The organism is Microcoleus sp. B4-C1 (assembly GCF_036705285.1).
Lineage (GTDB): Bacteria > Cyanobacteriota > Cyanobacteriia > Cyanobacteriales > Microcoleaceae > Microcoleus.
The window spans coordinates 1-18,350 of record NZ_JAUBUC010000009.1 but is presented as its reverse complement, the minus strand read 5'-3'; the positions used below and the strand labels follow the sequence as shown (position 1 = coordinate 18,350).

14 protein-coding genes are annotated in these 18,350 nt (G+C 46.9%); 10 read left to right on the top strand and 4 right to left on the bottom strand.

The genetic code is table 11. From position 1 onward, the window contains the following. The first annotated feature begins 118 nt into the window (after positions 1–118). Complete coding sequence (gene metK, locus QUB26_RS05420; RefSeq protein WP_333317052.1) at positions 119–1,381, top strand: methionine adenosyltransferase; 1,263 nt, start codon at positions 119–121, stop codon at positions 1,379–1,381. A 203-nt stretch (positions 1,382–1,584) separates the two neighbouring features. Continuing rightward, on the top strand, positions 1,585–2,757 hold the full coding sequence (locus QUB26_RS05415; RefSeq protein WP_333317050.1) for a family 10 glycosylhydrolase: 1,173 nt from the start codon (positions 1,585–1,587) through the stop codon (positions 2,755–2,757). 54 nt (positions 2,758–2,811) lie between these two features. Here QUB26_RS05415 and QUB26_RS05410 read toward each other — a convergent pair whose 3' ends face one another. Next, positions 2,812–2,973 (bottom strand): hypothetical protein, encoded by a 162-nt coding sequence (locus QUB26_RS05410; RefSeq protein WP_333302960.1) that lies wholly within the window; start codon positions 2,971–2,973, stop codon positions 2,812–2,814. Between the two features lie 334 nt (positions 2,974–3,307). Between QUB26_RS05410 and QUB26_RS05405 the strand changes: the two genes are divergently transcribed. From QUB26_RS05405 to QUB26_RS05395, 3 genes are all read left to right on the top strand, one after another. Beyond that, positions 3,308–5,224, top strand: coding sequence for a HEAT repeat domain-containing protein (locus tag QUB26_RS05405; RefSeq protein ID WP_333317049.1), 1,917 nt, complete (start codon positions 3,308–3,310; stop codon positions 5,222–5,224). 246 nt (positions 5,225–5,470) lie between these two features. Beyond that, complete coding sequence (locus tag QUB26_RS05400; protein WP_333237506.1) at positions 5,471–5,776, top strand: hypothetical protein; 306 nt, start codon at positions 5,471–5,473, stop codon at positions 5,774–5,776. Between the two features lie 348 nt (positions 5,777–6,124). Then, positions 6,125–7,921, top strand: coding sequence for a HAMP domain-containing sensor histidine kinase (locus QUB26_RS05395; RefSeq protein ID WP_333237504.1), 1,797 nt, complete (start codon positions 6,125–6,127; stop codon positions 7,919–7,921). Between the two features lie 310 nt (positions 7,922–8,231). On the opposite strand, the gene QUB26_RS05390 is transcribed toward QUB26_RS05395, so the two are convergent. Next, positions 8,232–8,417 carry a ribbon-helix-helix domain-containing protein gene (locus tag QUB26_RS05390; protein WP_333128561.1) on the bottom strand — a complete coding sequence of 62 codons (186 nt, stop codon included), beginning with the start codon at positions 8,415–8,417 and terminating at the stop codon, positions 8,232–8,234. Positions 8,418–8,630: 213 nt separating this feature from the next. On the opposite strand from QUB26_RS05390, the gene QUB26_RS05385 reads away from it, so the two are divergent. Further along, positions 8,631–9,116 (top strand): hypothetical protein, encoded by a 486-nt coding sequence (locus QUB26_RS05385; RefSeq protein ID WP_333237502.1) that lies wholly within the window; start codon positions 8,631–8,633, stop codon positions 9,114–9,116. A 650-nt stretch (positions 9,117–9,766) separates the two neighbouring features. Here QUB26_RS05385 and QUB26_RS05380 read toward each other — a convergent pair. After that, positions 9,767–9,979, bottom strand: a complete 213-nt coding sequence (locus tag QUB26_RS05380; RefSeq protein ID WP_333302958.1) for a hypothetical protein — start codon at positions 9,977–9,979, stop codon at positions 9,767–9,769. A gap of 185 nt (positions 9,980–10,164) precedes the next feature. On the opposite strand from QUB26_RS05380, the gene QUB26_RS05375 reads away from it, so the two are divergent. After that, positions 10,165–13,344, top strand: coding sequence for a tetratricopeptide repeat protein (locus QUB26_RS05375; RefSeq protein WP_333302956.1), 3,180 nt, complete (start codon positions 10,165–10,167; stop codon positions 13,342–13,344). A gap of 158 nt (positions 13,345–13,502) precedes the next feature. On the opposite strand, the gene QUB26_RS05370 is transcribed toward QUB26_RS05375, so the two are convergent. After that, complete coding sequence (locus QUB26_RS05370; protein ID WP_333317047.1) at positions 13,503–14,135, bottom strand: hypothetical protein; 633 nt, start codon at positions 14,133–14,135, stop codon at positions 13,503–13,505. A 59-nt stretch (positions 14,136–14,194) separates the two neighbouring features. On the opposite strand from QUB26_RS05370, the gene QUB26_RS05365 reads away from it, so the two are divergent. From QUB26_RS05365 to QUB26_RS05355, 3 genes are all read left to right on the top strand, one after another. Next, entirely contained in the window at positions 14,195–14,332 is a 138-nt protein-coding gene (locus tag QUB26_RS05365; RefSeq protein ID WP_333317045.1) for a hypothetical protein, read from the top strand. A 29-nt stretch (positions 14,333–14,361) separates the two neighbouring features. Continuing rightward, the gene (locus tag QUB26_RS05360; protein ID WP_333317093.1) at positions 14,362–15,915 is read left to right on the top strand and encodes an NAD(P)/FAD-dependent oxidoreductase; all 1,554 of its coding nucleotides are present in this window, start codon (positions 14,362–14,364) and stop codon (positions 15,913–15,915) included. A 238-nt stretch (positions 15,916–16,153) separates the two neighbouring features. Continuing rightward, positions 16,154–17,902, top strand: coding sequence for an NFACT RNA binding domain-containing protein (locus QUB26_RS05355; RefSeq protein ID WP_333317043.1), 1,749 nt, complete (start codon positions 16,154–16,156; stop codon positions 17,900–17,902). Positions 17,903–18,350 lie beyond the last annotated feature (448 nt).

Genomic DNA, 18,350 nt, shown 5'->3' with positions numbered 1-18,350 from the left:
AGACCGACAAAAATTCGACGGTAGCCCAGACGCGATCTTTCTTGGCCTTTACCTGAAAAATAACTCGTTGGTCGTCGAAGTCGCGCAGGAAGAGCCGCTATCTAAGGAGAAATAATCATTGTCACGCCGCTACCTGTTTACCTCTGAATCGGTCACTGAAGGTCATCCCGATAAAATCTGCGATCAAATTTCCGATACGATTTTAGATGCCTTACTGACTGCAGACCCCAAAAGCCGCGTCGCAGCCGAAGTTGTCGTCAACACCGGCTTAATGCTGCTGACGGGCGAAATTACCACTAAAGCTCAGGTAAATTACATAGAATTAGCCCGGAAAAAAATAGCCGATATTGGCTACATCCACGCTGACAACGGCTTTTCGGCCAATAGTTGCTCAGTGTTGGTGGCTCTTGATTCTCAGTCTCCCGATATTGCTCAAGGGGTGAACACAGCCCACGAAAGCCGGGAACAATCGAGTGAAGAGGAATTAGACGCCATTGGAGCAGGCGACCAAGGTTTGATGTTCGGGTTTGCTTGCAACGAAACGCCGGAATTGATGCCTCTGCCGATTAGTTTAGCGCACCGGATTTGCCGTCAACTGGCCGCAGTCCGCAAAACCGGTCAGTTATCTTACCTGCGTCCCGACGGCAAAAGCCAAGTTACGGTGATTTACGAGGACGGCAAACCTGTTGGCATAGATACGATTTTAATTTCTACCCAGCATACCGAAACGATCGGCGACATCACAGAAACAGCCGCAGTTCAAGCCAAAATCAAAGAAGACCTTTGGACTGCAGTCGTCCAACCCGTGTTTGCCGATATTAGCGTGAAGCCGGATGCAGAAACTCGCTTCCTTGTCAACCCCACCGGCAAATTTGTGGTTGGCGGGCCTCAAGGAGATTCGGGTTTGACGGGCCGCAAAATTATTGTGGATACCTACGGAGGCTATTCCCGCCACGGCGGCGGCGCTTTTTCTGGGAAAGACCCCACCAAGGTAGACCGCAGCGCGGCTTATGCTTGTCGCTACGTTGCTAAAAATATCGTAGCGGCTGGTTTGGCCCAAAAGTGCGAAGTGCAGTTGAGTTATGCGATCGGCGTTGCGCGGCCTGTTAGCATGATGATCGAAACTTTTGGCACTGGGAAAGTTGATGACGATCGCCTTTTAGAAGTTGTGAAGCAGCATTTTGAACTGCGTCCTGCGGGAATCATTCAGGCATTTAACTTGCAGAATTTGCCTGCTGAAAGAGGCGGCCGTTTCTATCAAGATGTGGCGGCTTACGGTCACTTCGGACGCACTGATTTAGATTTGCCTTGGGAACAAACTGATAAGGCAGAACTTTTGAAAGAAGCTTTGAGCCAGCAGTTGTCTGCTGTCGCTGGATAGTACAATGTTGGGGTGCGCGCAGCGCACCTTATCCATAAATAATATCGGGTGCTACCAATCAATATAGGGTGCGTACTCCGCACCTTATTCAAAAATAATATAGGCGGTGCTTCGGCGCATCTTATCCATAAATAATATCGGGTTCTACAAATTAATAACGTAGCGTGCGTACTCCGCACCTTACAAAAAAAAAGAATAAATAAATGCGATTTTTCACACCTTTCCAATCTGCAATTCGCAGTTTGGTCTCTTCGTTCCAACAGCGGTTGGCGACTGGATTTTTTGCACCAAATCCATCAGGGCTGCCAAGTTCGTTAGCGGCTGACAATCCTGGTGGAATTCGCGGCGTTTGGATACCCAGCACTGACTGCAAAGTTCTCACATCAAAACAGCGAATTGCTGACGCAATGGACTTTCTCGCCGATACGGGATTTAATACCATTTTTCCTGTAGTTTGGAACGGGGGTTTTACGGCTTATCCTTCTCAAATTATGTGCGAACAATTTGGGGCGGAAATTGACGTGCGGTATCGCGGTCGCGACCCCTTGGCAGAATTAATTGTTGAGGCCAAGAGAGTTGGTTTAAAAGTGATTCCTTGGTTTGAATACGGCTTTGTGAGTTCTTACAATCTCAACGGCGGTCATTTGCTGGCGAAAAAACCTGAGTGGAGCGCCCGTGATGCCAGCGGCAATTTACTTAAGAAAAATAACTTTGACTGGATGAATACTCTTGACCCGGAAGTGCAAGACTTTGTGCTGGGGTTGATGCTGGAAGTTGCTAAGAATTATCCGGTAGACGGCGTTCAAGGAGACGATCGCATTGCGTTTCCGGTAGAAGGCGGTTACGACGAAAAAACGGTTAAACGCTATCGAGAAGAGTGCGGTAAAGCAGCACCATCGGATTGTAAAGAGCAACATTGGCTGCAGTGGCGTGCTGATATTATTACTGAGTTTGTGGCTCGTTTATACCTAGAAGTGAAAGCGATTAATCCTGATTTGTTGCTATCTATGTCGCCGAGTCCTTATGACTGGGGGCTGGCGGAATATTTGCAAGATTCTAAAGCTTGGGTTGACAAAAATTTGGTCGATCTGTTTCACCCGCAGTTTTATCGTCGCGATTTTAATGCTTACAAACAATTGGTTGATAAAATGATTGGGGGACAGCTTAGCGGGCAGCAAGTAAAGTGCGTGTCGCCCGGTATTTTGTTGACGAATCGAGGCAGCAAATATAGCATAACTCCCGAACTGTTGTTGCAAGTAATTGCTTACAACCGCTCTTGCGGCATTCAAGGAGAAGTGATGTTTTTTTACGAAGGTTTGCGAGATAACGATAACGCTTTGGCTAAGGTTTTGAAAAAAGGACCCTATGCTCGTTGAGAGATTGTCCCGCAATCAAGCTGTTTCCGGTTTGCAGTCAACCGATTTTAGATTTTAGATTTTAGATTTTAGAATTGAAGTATTGACCCCACGGATGAATCCGGGGGCTTGTATCCTGGATGCTTGATTGTCAACCGTGCCGATCGCTATTTCCAGACAAGTTGGTATAAACTTAGGATGTGGCACCATTCTCAGTAAGCTTTTATGAACAGGCAAGATGCCTGTTCCACAAGAAAATTCACTCTTTGTGGAACAGGCATCTTGCCTGTTCCTGACAATGGTGCAAGATGTGAGGATAAAATGATATAGCAGAGCTAAGCTAGTTAAAAGCACAGCGATGCCAAGCAGCAAGCGCAACTAATTGTCAAGCCGATCGCCCAAACAAACCCGATAATTAATAATTGGGGAGTTGCAACAACAGTGGAATAAGACATATTTTAGAAGTGGGTGCAAGCTTTTTTTTAGAAGTAGCGTTTTGTAGACGCCATATTTTTTAAAGACAGTTTAAAAGAGCAATCTCAACCGCTCGCCAAAATATTAGGATAAATCAGTGACCTCAGCAGCAAGCCTCATCCAACAGCTACCCAAGCTCAGCGATGCTCAATTCCATCAAAAATATTTGAAACAAAAACAAGGGATGCACACCTTGGCGACTATATTGCCGCAAGTAGAACAGCAAAGTCTGGCTTTGCGGGCAGTAAAATTAGCTCTCAAAGTAAATTTAAAACTCGGCTCCAAGTTAGCAGGAACGGTAAAGCCAGAATTTCAAATAGCTACAATAAAATTAATCGACAAAATCCCCACTTCGCCGCTGCTCAAAATTCAACTCCTGGCCCTAACAAGTTCGGATATGGCAATTCCGATGCTGGTGGCCGCATTGAACCACAAAGAAAGGGCAGTGCGCCTTGATGGGATTCGGGCGATCGGGAAAATCGGATCTGAAGCAGCAGTAATTGAATTAGCCCGATCGCTCGAATCCAAAGATTCCCAAATCCAAGCTTGGGCCGCTTGGGCTTTAGGAGAAATTGACTCGAAACCAGCCGCCGTAGCACTGCTCAAAGCCGTCAAACACCCAGAGTCCAGAGTGCGCGCCTGGGCTGTTTGGGCCTTGGGCAAAATTAACCCGAAAATAGCCGTCCCCGCGCTGCTGAAAGCCCTCAAACACCCAGACTCCGAAGTGCGCTGGCGGGCAGCAGTCAACTGCGGGAAAATCGGCGTCTCTGAGGTAGTTCCCGGCCTGCTGAATGCCCTCAGAGACGAAAATCACATCGTCCGCGCTAGGGCGGCGGCGGCTTTGGGGAAAATCGGCGATTCTGAAGCAGTACCCGGCTTAGTAGAATTGCTTCACGATGATCCCGACTCCTATGCAGTTTCTTTGAGGGCCGCCGAGGCCTTGGGACAAATCGGCACGGAAACGGCTGTGGCGGGACTGGTGCAAGCCCTCAACCATGAGGATTCAGACGTGCGCGGCAGTGCAGTTTCTGCCTTGGGGGAAATCAGCAGCGAGGTGGCTATGGTGGCCATAATCGGGTCGCTCTGGGATCGAGATATTTTCGTGCGCGGCAGGGCGGCGGTTGCCCTTGGGAACATCAATACAGAGGGAGATGCGAAATTGCCAAAAATGGTGGTCGCGGGACTGGCGAGCGCAATTGGCGACAGCGAATCTTATGTGCGGTGGAGAGTTGCTGCAGCTTTGGGGCAAATAGGGACTGAGGAAGCTGTGGCAGGTTTGGTGCGGCTGCTGGGGGACGAAAATTCTGGAGTGCGCCAAAAGGCTGTTAAATCCCTCGGTCACATTGGCTCCACGGCTGCTATTGTTGCTCTGGAAACAGCTTTAAATCCCGAATTTGCTGACGTTCGTGCGCTGGCTGCCCAATACTTGGCGGATGTCAGCACTGAGGCAGAAACAGTTGATTTTGCTCCCTCTGTTTCCCCAGATTTGTCGGGTGAAAAACTGCCAAAAATCCTGATCGCTTCGCAAGCAGAAGCCAGCGAATACATTGTTGAGCGCCCTGCGCGACGCGAGATTAAATACTTGATCTCGATCGGCAGCCCAGGCGTCCCCGAACCCAAAACTTTTGATCAAATCCCAAACCGAATGTGCATGGAGTTTAACGACCTCGACACCCCCGTTGACGACCCCGATCAAATCTTGCCTAGCCTTGAGGATGTACTGAAAATTATTGATTTCGCCCTTAAAATGTCGTCGCAGGGAGGCAGTTTGCTGATCTGCTGCCAAAGTGGGATCAGCCGTTCAACGGCCACAGCTTTGACTGTTTGTGCGGCGCTGTTGGGTCGTGGCAAAGAACGGGAAGCTTGGGCGTTAGTGCTCGCCGCCAGACCCCAAGCCAAGCCGAATCGCTGGATGGTGCACTTGGCCGATGAAGCTTTGGGTAGAGACGGTAAGCTAGCACTGGCGATCGAATTGACCACCGCCACTCCAGAACTCGCAATCGCCAAAAATTGACAGAAACCATTCAGGATACAAACCCCGGATTCATCCGTCCAGAAATAAAAAACCTGTATCCGATAAAACTTGCCCCCCGAATTTATCCGTCGGGTCAATGCTTCAATTCTAAAATCTAAAATCTAAAATCTAAAATCTAAAATCGCGCCATCGATTGACTCGCAGAAACCGGGTTTCTTTTCGCGAGCCCTACAGTTATACTCAACTAACGGCACTTCACCTCAGACTTGTCTTTGCGGGGCAACAATGCCAAAAGTCGATCGCCAGGGTGCAAAAGTTCGATCGGCTGCCGCATTTGTGACATTCTGTGCTATGAAGTTGTCGGATGCTCAACAAAAACCGTCAAGCAATCGTCGCATTGCTGGCAGCCAAAGCCCAAAGCTAAGGAATCGGGTGCATTGTCAACAGACAATATCAGCTTTGGGCGAATCACAGGCAAAACAGGTCAGAGACAATTTTCTGCCTGTAAATTTCCACGCAGGGATAATTCACTGCGGGGATAAGTTTTTATTTTTTTTGCCTGCTGCAGACTTTTACGAGTCGAAAAAGTAATTTGGCAACAGTCCTCAACAGCCTAATTATCTCTTAGACATCAACCGAATTTAAGTTTCTCCTCTGACTCGACCAGAGTTTCAGATGCTTTTTCGCAGATGTCTACGGTCAAATAGACAAGCTTTTCCGTTTGGAGAACTTAAGAGCGTGATAGATTTTAACAGAAGACAGGGGTTGCATATGTCAAAAATTAACTTGCTAAAAAAAACAGGACATGAAGCAAGTTTATCGGTTGCCGTTTGTGAAAACCAGGGGGAATTGAATTCAGACTTAGAACCATTTAACCCGTCGAATAAAAACGTGAAAACGCGAAAGGTTAACCAAACAAATACCAATTTAGGTAAACAGATGCCAGTTTTTATTGCCGAAGAAGTGGCTTCTGTAGAAACCGTAAATAAAAAAAAAGCCAAGGATAATTTGGTAGAAGAATTATCCTTAAAAATCCGCGAAAGTTTGCCATCTAAAATTGGCGGTTTGCCTATCCATAAAAAAATTGGCTACGGGTATTTGCTGGCAATAGGAATCGGATTTTTGGGTTCACTGAGCGGACTGGTGATTGCCGATTATTACCAAGGACAAGGATTAAAGCAATTCAATGATGCTCACCTACAAGCGCAATTGCTAGGCAATTTTAAAGATGCAGCGCTGGCGGCCCAATTGCAGGGTTCACAGCTAGATTCTTTTGTAGATAATTCGCTCAAGCTAAAACAGCAAGAAGAGCAGTTGGTTAAGAGTATTGTTAAGGCAAAAAATCTGCGGTTGCGTATAGAAAATTTTGCCGACAGCCAACCCGCTTGGCTGGCAGCAAAACCGGAAGTTCTCAAGCTTTTAGTGCAAGATTGCACTAAAAATTTAGAATCCTACGCCGATACTCTCAAGTCAACTTTGCAGGAAATCCAGCAATCGCAACTATCGCCTCGGGAGATAGAGTCGGCTAGAAAATTGCTCGCAATCGAAAGCGGAGAAGGTGTAAAACAGCTCAACAGCAGCCTTGAGGAATTGAGCAAAATCCTCGATATTGCCCAGCAGCAAGAGGGCCAAGGCGGTGAAGTGATGGAAGACGCCCAAGGCATGGAAAAAGCCATAATTATTTTTAGTATGCTGCTGTCGGTAGTGGTAGCTGGAATGGTGGCTTACCGGACGAGTCGGGCGATCGCTCAACCTATGATCAGCGTTACTCAGGTGGCCCAACAAGTAGCCGCTGAGTCAAATTTTGACTTGCGAGCACCCGTCACCGGACAAGGCGAAATCGGCTCTCTGGCGGCCTCTCTCAATCACCTAATCGAGCGGGTTTCGGGACATACAAAAGAATTAGAACAAGCTAAAGAAGTCGCCGTCGCAGCTAACACTGCTAAAAGCCAGTTTTTAGCAAATATGAGCCACGAATTGCGGACGCCTTTAAATGCGATTATTGGCTACAGTCAACTACTTTCAGAAGATGCCCAGGATGCGGGATTTGATGAGTTTGTACCCGACTTGCAGAAGATTGAAAAAGCAGGCGCGCATCTGCTATCTTTGATTAACGATATCCTTGATTTGTCAAAAATTGAAGCGGGGAGTATGAAACTCGAAATCCAGGAGTTTGACATCGAATCCCTGATTGACAATGTTGCGAGTGCCGCGAAACCGTTGGTAGAGAAAAATGGCAATGTTTTGGAGATTGAGTGCGATCGAACTGTGGGCATAATGCACGCAGATTTCAAAAAAGTGCGCCAGGTTTTGATACATCTGCTTAGTAATGCTGCGAAGTTCACCAAAAACGGTAGGGTGAAAGTGACTGTGAGGCGCATTGCAGGAAGTGGAAAATTGAATGCAGCAGGGCGTGAGGCGATTGACGATTCAATGGCTGCCGATGAAATTCCTTCTGGGGCGATCGCTTGTCCCCTGCTGAATGTTCAAGACACCGATTGGATTTGTTTATCGGTTAAAGATACCGGAATTGGAATGTCGGAAGAACAACAACACAAATTGTTTGAAGCTTTTGTGCAAGCTGACTCTTCAGCGGCGCGACCTTACGACGGCGCCGGATTGGGGCTGACACTTAGCCGCTACTACTGTCAGATGATGGGTGGGGAAATTTTGGTAGAAAGCGAAGAGGGAAAAGGGTCTATTTTCACTGTGCGGATACCAGCAGGAAACGGGTGATGTGATTTTGGGGCGAGAGATTTAGGGGGTAGGCAGAGGGGCGAAAATTTATGTTTCAAACCTCTGGCTTTATGTCGAAATGTTTTAGTCTTGTCAGTGAGGGCGATCGCACTTTATTAATTCTAATTGGTTATTTTGCCAATTCAAATAGCACAAACCCCTTGCTGCTGAGATCCAACCTAAATCGATTCCGATAAATTTCATATAGTGGACGCACGGGTGGTCAGAAACCGGGTTTTTTTGCCAAATACTTCGTTACAGCCGGCAAAAACCGCAAAAAACCCGGTTTCTTCGGCTTTAATGCGTCCACTCAACTTTTCTCCTGCTTGTCATCCGATGGCTGGGGCTGTTGTTTCATTTCCTTTTGCCGTTCTCTGGCTGCTTGCTCCAAAATGAATGCTGACAAGCTGCTGACTGAACGGCGTTCTTGACTTGCCCACTCTTCAAGGATGTCATGGATTCCATCAGCCAAATAAGTGGTTAAGCGTTTGGTCATCAGAGGCTCAGTATTTTCTTGTCTACGGTAATCGTCATTGTGCTGTATCTGCGCTATCTTGTCGAGTTCACGTCATTTTCGACACACATATGTAACGTTTAAGTGGTATAATCTTAGAGAGTCAAAAGCCAGCGCTGAACTTTTGCAGGGCCCGCGCTGGCTAATGGTTCCCCAAATACAAGGAGACAATCCACATAAAAGGAGACTATTACTATGGTAAAGCCTGTGAGCGACGGCAGCGAATATAACCGCGGCTATCAACAAGCTTTGAATGATTTTGGCATTATGCAACTGCTGTCGGGTATCCGCAGCTACTCTGATGAGGATTTTGATGCCGATCGCGCGCGCATGACTGGGCCAGAGATCGAAAGCTTTGCGGTGTTTCTGATTCTGCGCGTCGGGGCGACTCTCAAAGGTAGTACGATCGCCCGCTACCTCAACACTCTGAGAAAAGCAAATTCTCCGACGATCGCCGATCGCCCCGCGATCGAACTCAACTCAAATTCGATCTCGAAAACACCTGAAAAGTCAAAGGGGGGCGAGATCAATTGTTGGGCGATCGTCCGAATTTTACCGAATGCTGAGCACTATACAATTGCGCGTTTTGTCAATCGCCAAGATGCGGACGATCGGCGGAGGGCTTTGTGTCGGTTTATTCCAGGGGGTGTGTTTGAAGTTGTTATGTGCGATCGTACCTAATCAATATACCTCTCCAATAATTATTGTGGAACAGGCCGGAAAGCCTGTTCAAGACTGGCTTTTCTGGAGAGCTCTAATCAACAAAAATGACGGTGACAATTGTAGCGACTCCGCATTAAGTCCGTCGGGGGTTAAAAACCCCCGCCTCATAGCGAAAGTCCTCGCTTCCGAGGACTGAAGAGGAGAGTTAAGATTTGTGCGCGGGGGGCTAGAAACCGGGTTTTTTACGACAATATTCGTTGCAGTCGGCAGATTCGATAAAAACCCGGTTTCTTTGGTGGGAGCGCGTAATTTCTGTCTGTTTCAATTCATACCTTGCATCATTCTCGATCGATCTTGCAGTCCTCGGAAGCGAGGACTTTCGCTATGAGGCAGGGAATTAATTCCCTGCCAGACTGCGGGAGGAGCCAGACTTTTGCAAAAAGCCCGATCGCTCCTAGTTCGCTTCTACTACAATTAAAAAGCAAACTCTCTTTACTAAAACCGATGGAAACCATCAATCTTCAATAATAAGTCCGCAACTTAATCGATCGACTGCCTGAAAAATTTACTTTGTCTGACCTAATATCGGCAATTTATCTCAGACAAAAAATGCAATCTAAACAAAGTAAAATCAAAGATATCAAACCAGGAATAGAACCAGAAACTGTCTATAAAATTGAATAATACTCACCTAAATACAGCAGCTTTGGCAGCGACAAAGGACTAATTACAATTTCTGATGATTTTGACGAACCGTTGGAATTCTTGCCATCACCGTTGGTCGATCGCTTGAAAAAGCTAAAGAATTGACTAAAGTCTTTGCTGAAATAGATGAAATTATTGCGAAAATTGAAAAAGAACGTCAGACTGATGAACCTCATAGCTTTAAATCATGACTTTTATGAATACAGCTTCTGAATAATATGAATTGACATAACAGCAACTTGGTTATTTAATTATAACAATTATTTTGGCAATATCAAAGCATTCAAGAACAGCAAGTAAAAGTATAATACGCCTAAGTCCAAATTCAGATGCCTATTCTATTAATCGTCAGTGGTAAATCATGAAAAGAATGAAACGAATTATTAGCAGTGTTTTGGTTTTGGGTGTGTGTCTGACTCCTCTGACTCTGCCGGTGATGGTGCAACCGAGTTGGGCGCAAAGTCAAAATTCACAGCTTGAAAAATTAAAGCAACTCATAGAGCAAGCAAGGCAACAGCAACCGCGACAAGCAATAGAAACATGGCAGCAGGTTTTAGCCACTGCACGACAATTTAAAGAGAGACAACATGAAGCTCTAGCACTCAATAATATTGGTGCAATGTACGCCGGTATAGGACAAGTGCAAGAAGCATTGAAATACTACAAACAAGCTTTATCAATTTGGTGGGAAGTGGGCGATCTCAACTCGGAAGCTATTACTTTGAATAATATTGGTGAACTTTACAAAAGCATTGGACAACTGCAAGAAGCATTGAAATACTTGAAGCAAGCTTTCGCAATTTTGTGGGCAGTAAACTATCGGGCGATTGAAGCTCGTACTTTGACTAATATTGGTACAGTGTACAAAACGATCTCGCAACCGCAATCAGCGTTGAAATATTTTAACCAAGCTTTACCAATCTGGCGGCAAGTGGGCGATCGCAACGGCGAAGCTGTTACTTTGAGTAATATTGGTGGAACATACCACAGTATTGGAAAACCGCAAGAAGCATTGAAATACTATAACCAAGCTTTACCAATCTGGCGGAAAATGGGCGATCGCGCGGGGGAAGCTACTACTTTGAATAATATGGGTTTAGTGTACCACAGTATTGGACAGCCGCAATCAGCATTAAAATACTATAACCAAATTTTACCAATTAGGCAGTCAGTGGGCGATCGCAAGGGGGAAGCTACTACTTTGACTAATATTGGTGGAGTATACAGCACCATTGGAGAACCGCAATCAGCATTAAAATACTATAACCGATCTTTACCTATTTGGCAGAAGCTGGGCGATCGCAATGGGGAAGCTCGTACTTTGAATAATATAGGTGGAGTGTACCTCAGCATTGGACAACCAGAAGAAGCATTAAAATACTATAACCAAGCTTTACCAATTTTGCTGGCTGTGGGCGATCGGATGATAGAAGCTCGTACTTTGAATAATATAGGTGGAGTGTACGCCAACATTGGACAACCGCAATCAGCATTGAAATACTATAACCAAGCTTTACCAATTCTGCAGGAAGTGGGCGATCGGATGATAGAAGCTACTACATTGAATAATATAGGTGGAGTGTACCTCAGCATTGGACAACCGCAATCAGCATTGAAATACTATAACCAAGCTTTACCAATTAAACGGGAAGTGAACGATCGTGCGGGGGAAGCTACTACATTGAATAATATTGGTGCAGTATACGCCAACATTGGACAACCACAGGAAGCGTTAAAATACTATAACCAAGCCGTACCAATTCTGCTGCAAGTTGGCGATCGCAATGGGGAATCTACTACATTGAATAATATAGGTAGAGTGTACCTCAGAATTGGACAACCGCAATCAGCATTGAAATACTATAACCAAGCTTTACCAATTAAACGGGAAGTGGACGATCGTGCGGGGGAAGCTACTACATTGAATAATATTGGTGGAGTGTACCACAGTATTGGACAACCAGAAGAAGCATTAAAATACTATAACCAAGCTTTACTAATTAAACGGGAAGTGGGCGATCGGATGATGGAAGCTACTATTTTGAGTAATATTGGTGCAGTTTATCAAGATACGATGCAACCAACTCAAGCGATCGAAAATTTTCAGCAATCTGTCCAAATTACCTTAAAAATACGAAAGGGTTTACAGCGAGAAAACCGCCAAAAGTTTTTAGAAGGTGAAAGAGGAAGCGCCGTTGCACTTGTTGACATCCTCATCGATCAAAACCAAGCCGATCGCGCTTTTCAATGGGTGAACATCGCCACCACCGCCGATCTCGCCGACTACACCCGCTTAATTGACGCCAAAGTAGCCAACCTCCAAGCACAAAAAGCCATTGACGAGTGGAATCAAAAAAATCAACAACTCCAAACGCTTCGCCGCCAACTCGAAGACAATTTCTCCGAAAATCTCTCCCGACAAATGCGAGAATTAGAAACAGAAGTCAACCGCCAAGCAGAACAAATTTCCCGCAGTTTCCCAGAAGTCGCCGAACTATTTGAAACCACACCCAAAGACATCGCCCAACTGAAAGCAAATATCGCGCCAGATACCGCTGTCATTCAACCCGTCTTGCTGACAAATATCTCAGGTGTCCCCAATACCGTCGCCCTATTTGTCTTGACAAAAGACAGTTTAAGTGTTAAAAAAGTTCCGATCGCTCCCGAAGAATTCGACAATCTCCTCACTCAATACCGCAAAGAAGTGCAAGATATTGGCGAAACAAACTTCACCGTAACAGGCAGCAAACTTTACGAAATCCTGATTCGTCCGATCGAAGACCAAATTAAAGCTATTTCCCCCAAACAATTGAGCATCATCGCCACGGAAAAACTACGCTACATCCCCTTTGAAACCCTGTATGACAAACAAACAAATGAATTCCTCATCCAGAAATATCCCGTCAACTATCTCACCCGCATTTCCACCAGAACAATTCCCGATTCAACTTCAAAAGGTGGAGTCTTAGCATTAGGAAATCCCGTCCCTCGTCCACCCCAAAATCTACCCGGTTCCGAAGCAGAAGTCAGAAATATCGCTCAATTATTGTCAGGAAGTTCAGCTTATATCGGCAATGACGCCACCCTCGATCGATTCAAAACTCAAGCGCCCCGCTTTCCCTTTTTACACCTCGCAACTCACGGCTGTTTCCAACCGGGAGGCTGTCAAAATTTGGGCATGGAGGAAAATACATTGCTGTTTGCTGACAGTCAGTTCAATATTCGCGATGCCGCGTTATTAGGATTGCGAAACACCAGACTCATCACTTTAAGTGCTTGTGAAACTGCCATACAAGCGAATTCCAACGGTGAAGAAATATCGGGAATGGCCTATATATTTGAGCGTGCCGGCGCGCAAGCTGTGATGGCGAGTTTGTGGAGTGTTGATGATTCCGCTACTAAAGATTTGATGGTTGAATTTTATCAAAATATCAATAAAGGGATGAGTAAAAATGATGCTTTGCGGCAAGCTAAGTTGAGTCAAATTGAGCGGCATCCGTTTTATTGGTCGCCGTTTATTTTAATTGGGGATGCGCGGTAGTTATAGAAGTTGACAATTGATAGTTGACAGTTGATAGTAGCTGTAGGGTGTGTCGCTATTAAAAATCCCAAATGAAAAATGGACAATTTCATAGCGACGCACCTTATAATATTCGTTGAATTGCACGCGATCGCATTCTGTCGTTGGGTGGGGCGGGTTTATGTAGATTGTTTGTGGGAATTATAAATTGTTGGTGAACCCGCCCCTACAAGCCCCCACAAAGCCAATCCGCCGCCCCTTCCCCTAGCCGCAATTATCCCATCTTCTACCAGAAAATATGCAAAAAATGCCTGCTTCCCCACACTCAAACTAAAAAATTCCGCCTCCCGCGCTTCTCCACCGCGAATAAATCCTTGATACACAGTTTTACCCAACAATTTCACGGTAATTCTGGTAAAATCAAAAGCTAAAATATTTTTATTAACCAAAAACTTAGTCGGCCCCGAAAGAGTTAGTTTGATCGCCCCAACTTGCACCGAATTCTCCACCCTGCCGGTTTCGCTATTCTCTTCCCCTCCAGCAACAGCTTGGGCCGAATAAGCAATTTGAATTTTCGCAATCCACTCAGGGATGTAACGTCCGGCACCCAACACAATCCCCGCTTTTTGTCGAGTCTTTTTGGTGCCGGTGATAAAGCAGAGTTGCCAGTTGCCGATTAATTGCTCGAAAGAATAGCGAATTTTATTTTTTTTCGCGTTTTTCTCAGCTTCTAGGAGGGCGGCGACTACGGCGTTGGAAGATGGTTTTGTATTCGATTTAGCGGCTTGTTCTAGAATTGATATGTTTTCCATTGAACTAACAATAACAGGAATTTACTAGGCTTGATGCAAAATTTTAATGGACAGGCAAGATGCCTGTTCCACCAGCAGAGAGATTGCTTGTGGGGCAGGCCGGAAAGCCTGCCTCTGATGGGCAACAGGCTTTCCGGCCTGTTCCACCAGCAGAGAGACTGTGGGGCAGGCCGGAAAGCCTGCGGCCGAGTGATTGATAATATTAGCTGAAGTAGCGGAAAAAAACATGGTTGCGATCGCCCCCACAGACACAGAAATCATCATCATCGGCAGCGGGATTGGCGGCTTGACTTGCGCTGCAATGCTTGCCCGCTATGGCTTTGACGTTGTGGTTTGCGAAAGCCATTCGATCGCGGGCGGCGCCGCACACGGTTTTGAACGCGACGGATTTAGCTTCGACTCCGGGCCCTCCCTTTACTCAGGATTATCCTACAGCCCGTCTGCCAATCCGCTGCGGCAAGTTTTGGATGCCATCGGCGAAAAACTCCCCTGCATCACCTACGATACCTGGGGTTGCTGTTTGCCAGAAGGCGATTTCGACACATCCGTTGGTGCGAGTCAATTTGGCGAAGTGCTCGCACAACTGCGCGGCGCGGCAGCAGTCGCCGAATGGCGGCAACTCCAGCGCATCATGGAGCCCTACGCCAAAGCTGCCACAGCCTTGCCCTCCCTGGCTTTGCGCTTCGATTTGGGCGCTGTTTTTTCCCTCGGCCAATTTGCGCCGGCTTTCCTGAAAAGTGCTGGCGACGCGATCGCACTTGCAGGCCCTTTCAGCAAAATAATGGACAAAAATGTCAAAGATCCCTTTGTCCGAAATTGGCTGAATTTGTTGTGCTTCCTACTGTCTGGACTTCCCGCCGACGGAACGATCGCAGCCGAAGTCGCTTTCATGTTCGCCGACTGGTATCGCCCCAATGCAGTTTTGGACTATCCGATCGGCGGTAGTGCAGCCTTGGTAAACGCCCTGGTACGCGGTTTAGAGCGCCACGGAGGGCAGTTGCTGCTAAATTCCCACGTTGCAGAAGTTTTGGTGGAAAACAACCGGGCTGCAGGCGTGCGGCTGCGATCGGGGAAAATAATTCGATCGCACAAAGCCGTCGTCTCCAACGCTTCCGTTTGGGATACCCTGAAACTGTTGCCTGAAACCTCAGTCCCGCAAAGGTTTCGGCAACAGAGGCAGGCGACGCCCGAGTGCGACAGCTTCATGCACCTGCATCTGGGAATAGATGCAGCCGGAGTGCGATCGGACTTGGCTTGTCACTACATCTTCGTCAAAGACTGGGAAATGGGCGTTTCCGCCCCTCAGAACGTCGTTCTCGTCTCGATTCCCTCCCTCCTCGACCCCCACCTCGCGCCTCCGGGAAAGCACGTCATTCACGCATATACGCCCGGAAACGAGCCTTACGATTTGTGGCAAAAGCTCAATCGCACCAGCCAAGAGTACAAGCTGCAAAAACAAGCGCGCGCCGAGGTAATGTGGGAAGCCTTAGAGAGAATTATCCCCAATATTCGATCGCGCGCAGAAGTCACCTTAGTTGGGACACCCCTCACCCACGAACGGTTTTTGCGCCGCCATCGCGGTTCCTACGGGCCCGGAATTCGGGCGGGTAGCGGCTTGTTTCCCGGCCCGACAACACCTTTAGCGGGGCTGTTTTGCTGCGGAGATTCGACATTTCCGGGAATTGGTTTGCCGGCGGTTGCTGCTAGCGGGGCGATCGCCGCCAATACGATCGCACCTTTGGACAAACATTTGCAATTGATTCGGGAAGTTATTAGTTAGTTGTTATTAGATATCTCCCATAATTATTGTGGAACAGGCATCCTGCCTGTTCAAAACCTGCTTTTTAGGAGATGTCTATTAGTTATTTGTTATTTGTTATTTGTTAACGGGATTATTGAAGGGCTTTCCTAGCGAAGGATGCGAACCCAAGAGTAAACAATAATTTGATATTAGTTAGTAAAATGTGACCTAAATCTGTCAGCATAGAAATAGATAGTTCGATCGCAAAGAGGCCACCGTGCAACCCGTAGACTTTACAACTTTAACCGCAGCTTGCAGCGAACTGCGAGCCCAATGGCTGCCAGCGCGCTTAGAACAAGTCTACCAGCGCGATCGATTTACCGTGTCCCTAGCCCTCCGCACCATGAAAGGGCGCGGCTGGATTGACCTTTCCTGGCATCCTGTGGCCGCCCGCATCTGCGTCGGCGACCCCCCGCCCCGCATTCCCGATACCTTCACCTTCAGCGAACAACTGCGGCATCAACTCAGCGGTTTAGCCTTAGTTTCCATCGCCCCTGTTTCATCTTGGGAAAGAGTCATCGACTTGCAATTCGCCAAACGCCCCGGAGAACCAGCCCTCTGGCACCTGTACGCCGAAATCATGGGCAAGTACAGCAACGTCATCCTCACCGCCCAAGACAACCTCGTTGTCACCTGCGCCCACCAAGTCAGCGCCAAACAGTCCACCGTCCGCCCCATCCAAACCGGGCAACCCTACGAAATGCCCCCGTCTTTGACCGATGCAGTGCCGAGTCTGAGCGAATCTCAAAACCGCTGGCAATCACGAATTAGCCTGGTTCCTGGGCAATTAAAGGGCAATCTGTTGAAGAATTACCGAGGGATGAGTAAAGCCTTAGTTTTGTCAATGATTCGATCGGCTTCTTTAGACCCCGAACAATCCACCGACAGCCTCAATCCCGACGACTGGCAGCAACTATTCCAACGCTGGCTATACTGGCTGCAATGCCTAGAAAACTCCAAATTTCACCCAAGTTTTACCCCCGAAGGCTACACCGTCATCGATTGGCCGACACCAGAAAATATAGGGGCGGTGTCGTGCCCCCCCTCTGATTCTTCTTCGGTTCAAGAATTACTTAACAGCTACTACACAGGCGAAATCAATCAAGAAGTATTCGCGCAACTGCGGCATCAGCTTACCCAAAAACTCAACAACGTCCTAGCCAAACTGCGCCTCAAAGCCAACACATTTAAAGAACGTTTACAGCAATCAGCAGACGCCGACACCCACAAATCCCAAGCCGATTTGCTGATGGCAAATTTGCAGCATTGGGAACCGGGAATGAAATCAATTTCTCTCCCCGACTTTGAAACCGAGAAACCAGTGATCATTTCCTTAAACCCGGAAAAAAACGCCGTTCAAAACGCTCAAGCCCTCTACAAAAAACACCAAAAACTTAAAAGAGCTCGGATTGCAGTAGAACCTTTGTTAGCCGCCGTACAGGAAGAAATCGACTATTTAGAACAAGTTGAAGCCGCACTTTCGGTATTGGAAACCTACCGCAACACCCAAGATTTGCAAACCCTCGCCGAAATCCGCGAAGAACTAATCCAGCAAAAATATCTAGACGTACCAGATTACCGCAGTACGGACAAAAATGCTGCGATCGAATTTCACCGCTACCAAACCCCCAGCGGCTTTGAATTGTTAATCGGGCGCAACAACCGCCAAAACGACCAACTCACTTTTCGCACCGCCAACGACTACGACTTATGGTTCCACACCCTAGAGATTCCCGGAAGCCACGCTTTGCTGCGTCTCAAACCCGGTACAGTTGCTGAAGAAACCGATTTGCAATTTGCCGCTGACATGACTGCTTACTACAGTCGCGCGCGCCACAGCGAACAAGTCCCCGTAGTTTATACAGAACCGAAATATGTATACAAGCCGAAAGGTGCTAAACCTGGTATGGTTGTATACAAGCAGGAGCGGATTGTCTGGGGAAGACCGCAGCAAGCTCCGGCATGATTTATACAAAGTGAGTGAGCAATAGGGTTGAGCAGCGTTTTTAGGCAAAATAACAGGTTTGGTAGCCAGAAACCTACACGAAAACCGGGTTTTTGAAGCCTTCTTACTTTATACAAAGTAAGAAAAAGTGCGATGCCCCTAACAATTAATATTCCACTGTAATGTAAAGTTTTATTACAAAAAATTAAATTTTGTTGTTTAAATACCACTTAAGAGAGATGATATTTGTTTGAGAACCATTTGCAAAGAAACGTGCAACTTGGGTTTCCTCACTGTGAGAAAAACACTGTGGGAACACAACGGATTTAACTATTTGTGCAGACCAGCTTTAGCTAAAGCTGGTCGTTTTTGTTGAAACATTAAACCCGCTCTTAGGATCGCGAATTAAATAACTTACAATTTTAATTGTTATTGTGGGATGGGCGTCCCGCCCGTCCAAAAAGGACGG

What these genes read in the sequence shown, in the direction of transcription:
- QUB26_RS05370 (WP_333317047.1), bottom strand. Translation starts at nt 14,135, where the DNA reads ATGGAAAACATATCAATTCTAGAACAAGCCGCTAAATCGAATACAAAA.
- QUB26_RS05400 (WP_333237506.1), top strand. Translation starts at nt 5,471, where the DNA reads ATGCCAAAAGTCGATCGCCAGGGTGCAAAAGTTCGATCGGCTGCCGCA.
- QUB26_RS05360 (WP_333317093.1), top strand. Translation starts at nt 14,362, where the DNA reads ATGGTTGCGATCGCCCCCACAGACACAGAAATCATCATCATCGGCAGC.
- QUB26_RS05385 (WP_333237502.1), top strand. Translation starts at nt 8,631, where the DNA reads ATGGTAAAGCCTGTGAGCGACGGCAGCGAATATAACCGCGGCTATCAA.
- QUB26_RS05375 (WP_333302956.1), top strand. Translation starts at nt 10,165, where the DNA reads ATGAAAAGAATGAAACGAATTATTAGCAGTGTTTTGGTTTTGGGTGTG.
- QUB26_RS05415 (WP_333317050.1), top strand. Translation starts at nt 1,585, where the DNA reads ATGCGATTTTTCACACCTTTCCAATCTGCAATTCGCAGTTTGGTCTCT.
- QUB26_RS05395 (WP_333237504.1), top strand. Translation starts at nt 6,125, where the DNA reads ATGCCAGTTTTTATTGCCGAAGAAGTGGCTTCTGTAGAAACCGTAAAT.
- QUB26_RS05380 (WP_333302958.1), bottom strand. Translation starts at nt 9,979, where the DNA reads ATGAGGTTCATCAGTCTGACGTTCTTTTTCAATTTTCGCAATAATTTC.
- QUB26_RS05365 (WP_333317045.1), top strand. Translation starts at nt 14,195, where the DNA reads ATGCCTGTTCCACCAGCAGAGAGATTGCTTGTGGGGCAGGCCGGAAAG.
- QUB26_RS05390 (WP_333128561.1), bottom strand. Translation starts at nt 8,417, where the DNA reads ATGACCAAACGCTTAACCACTTATTTGGCTGATGGAATCCATGACATC.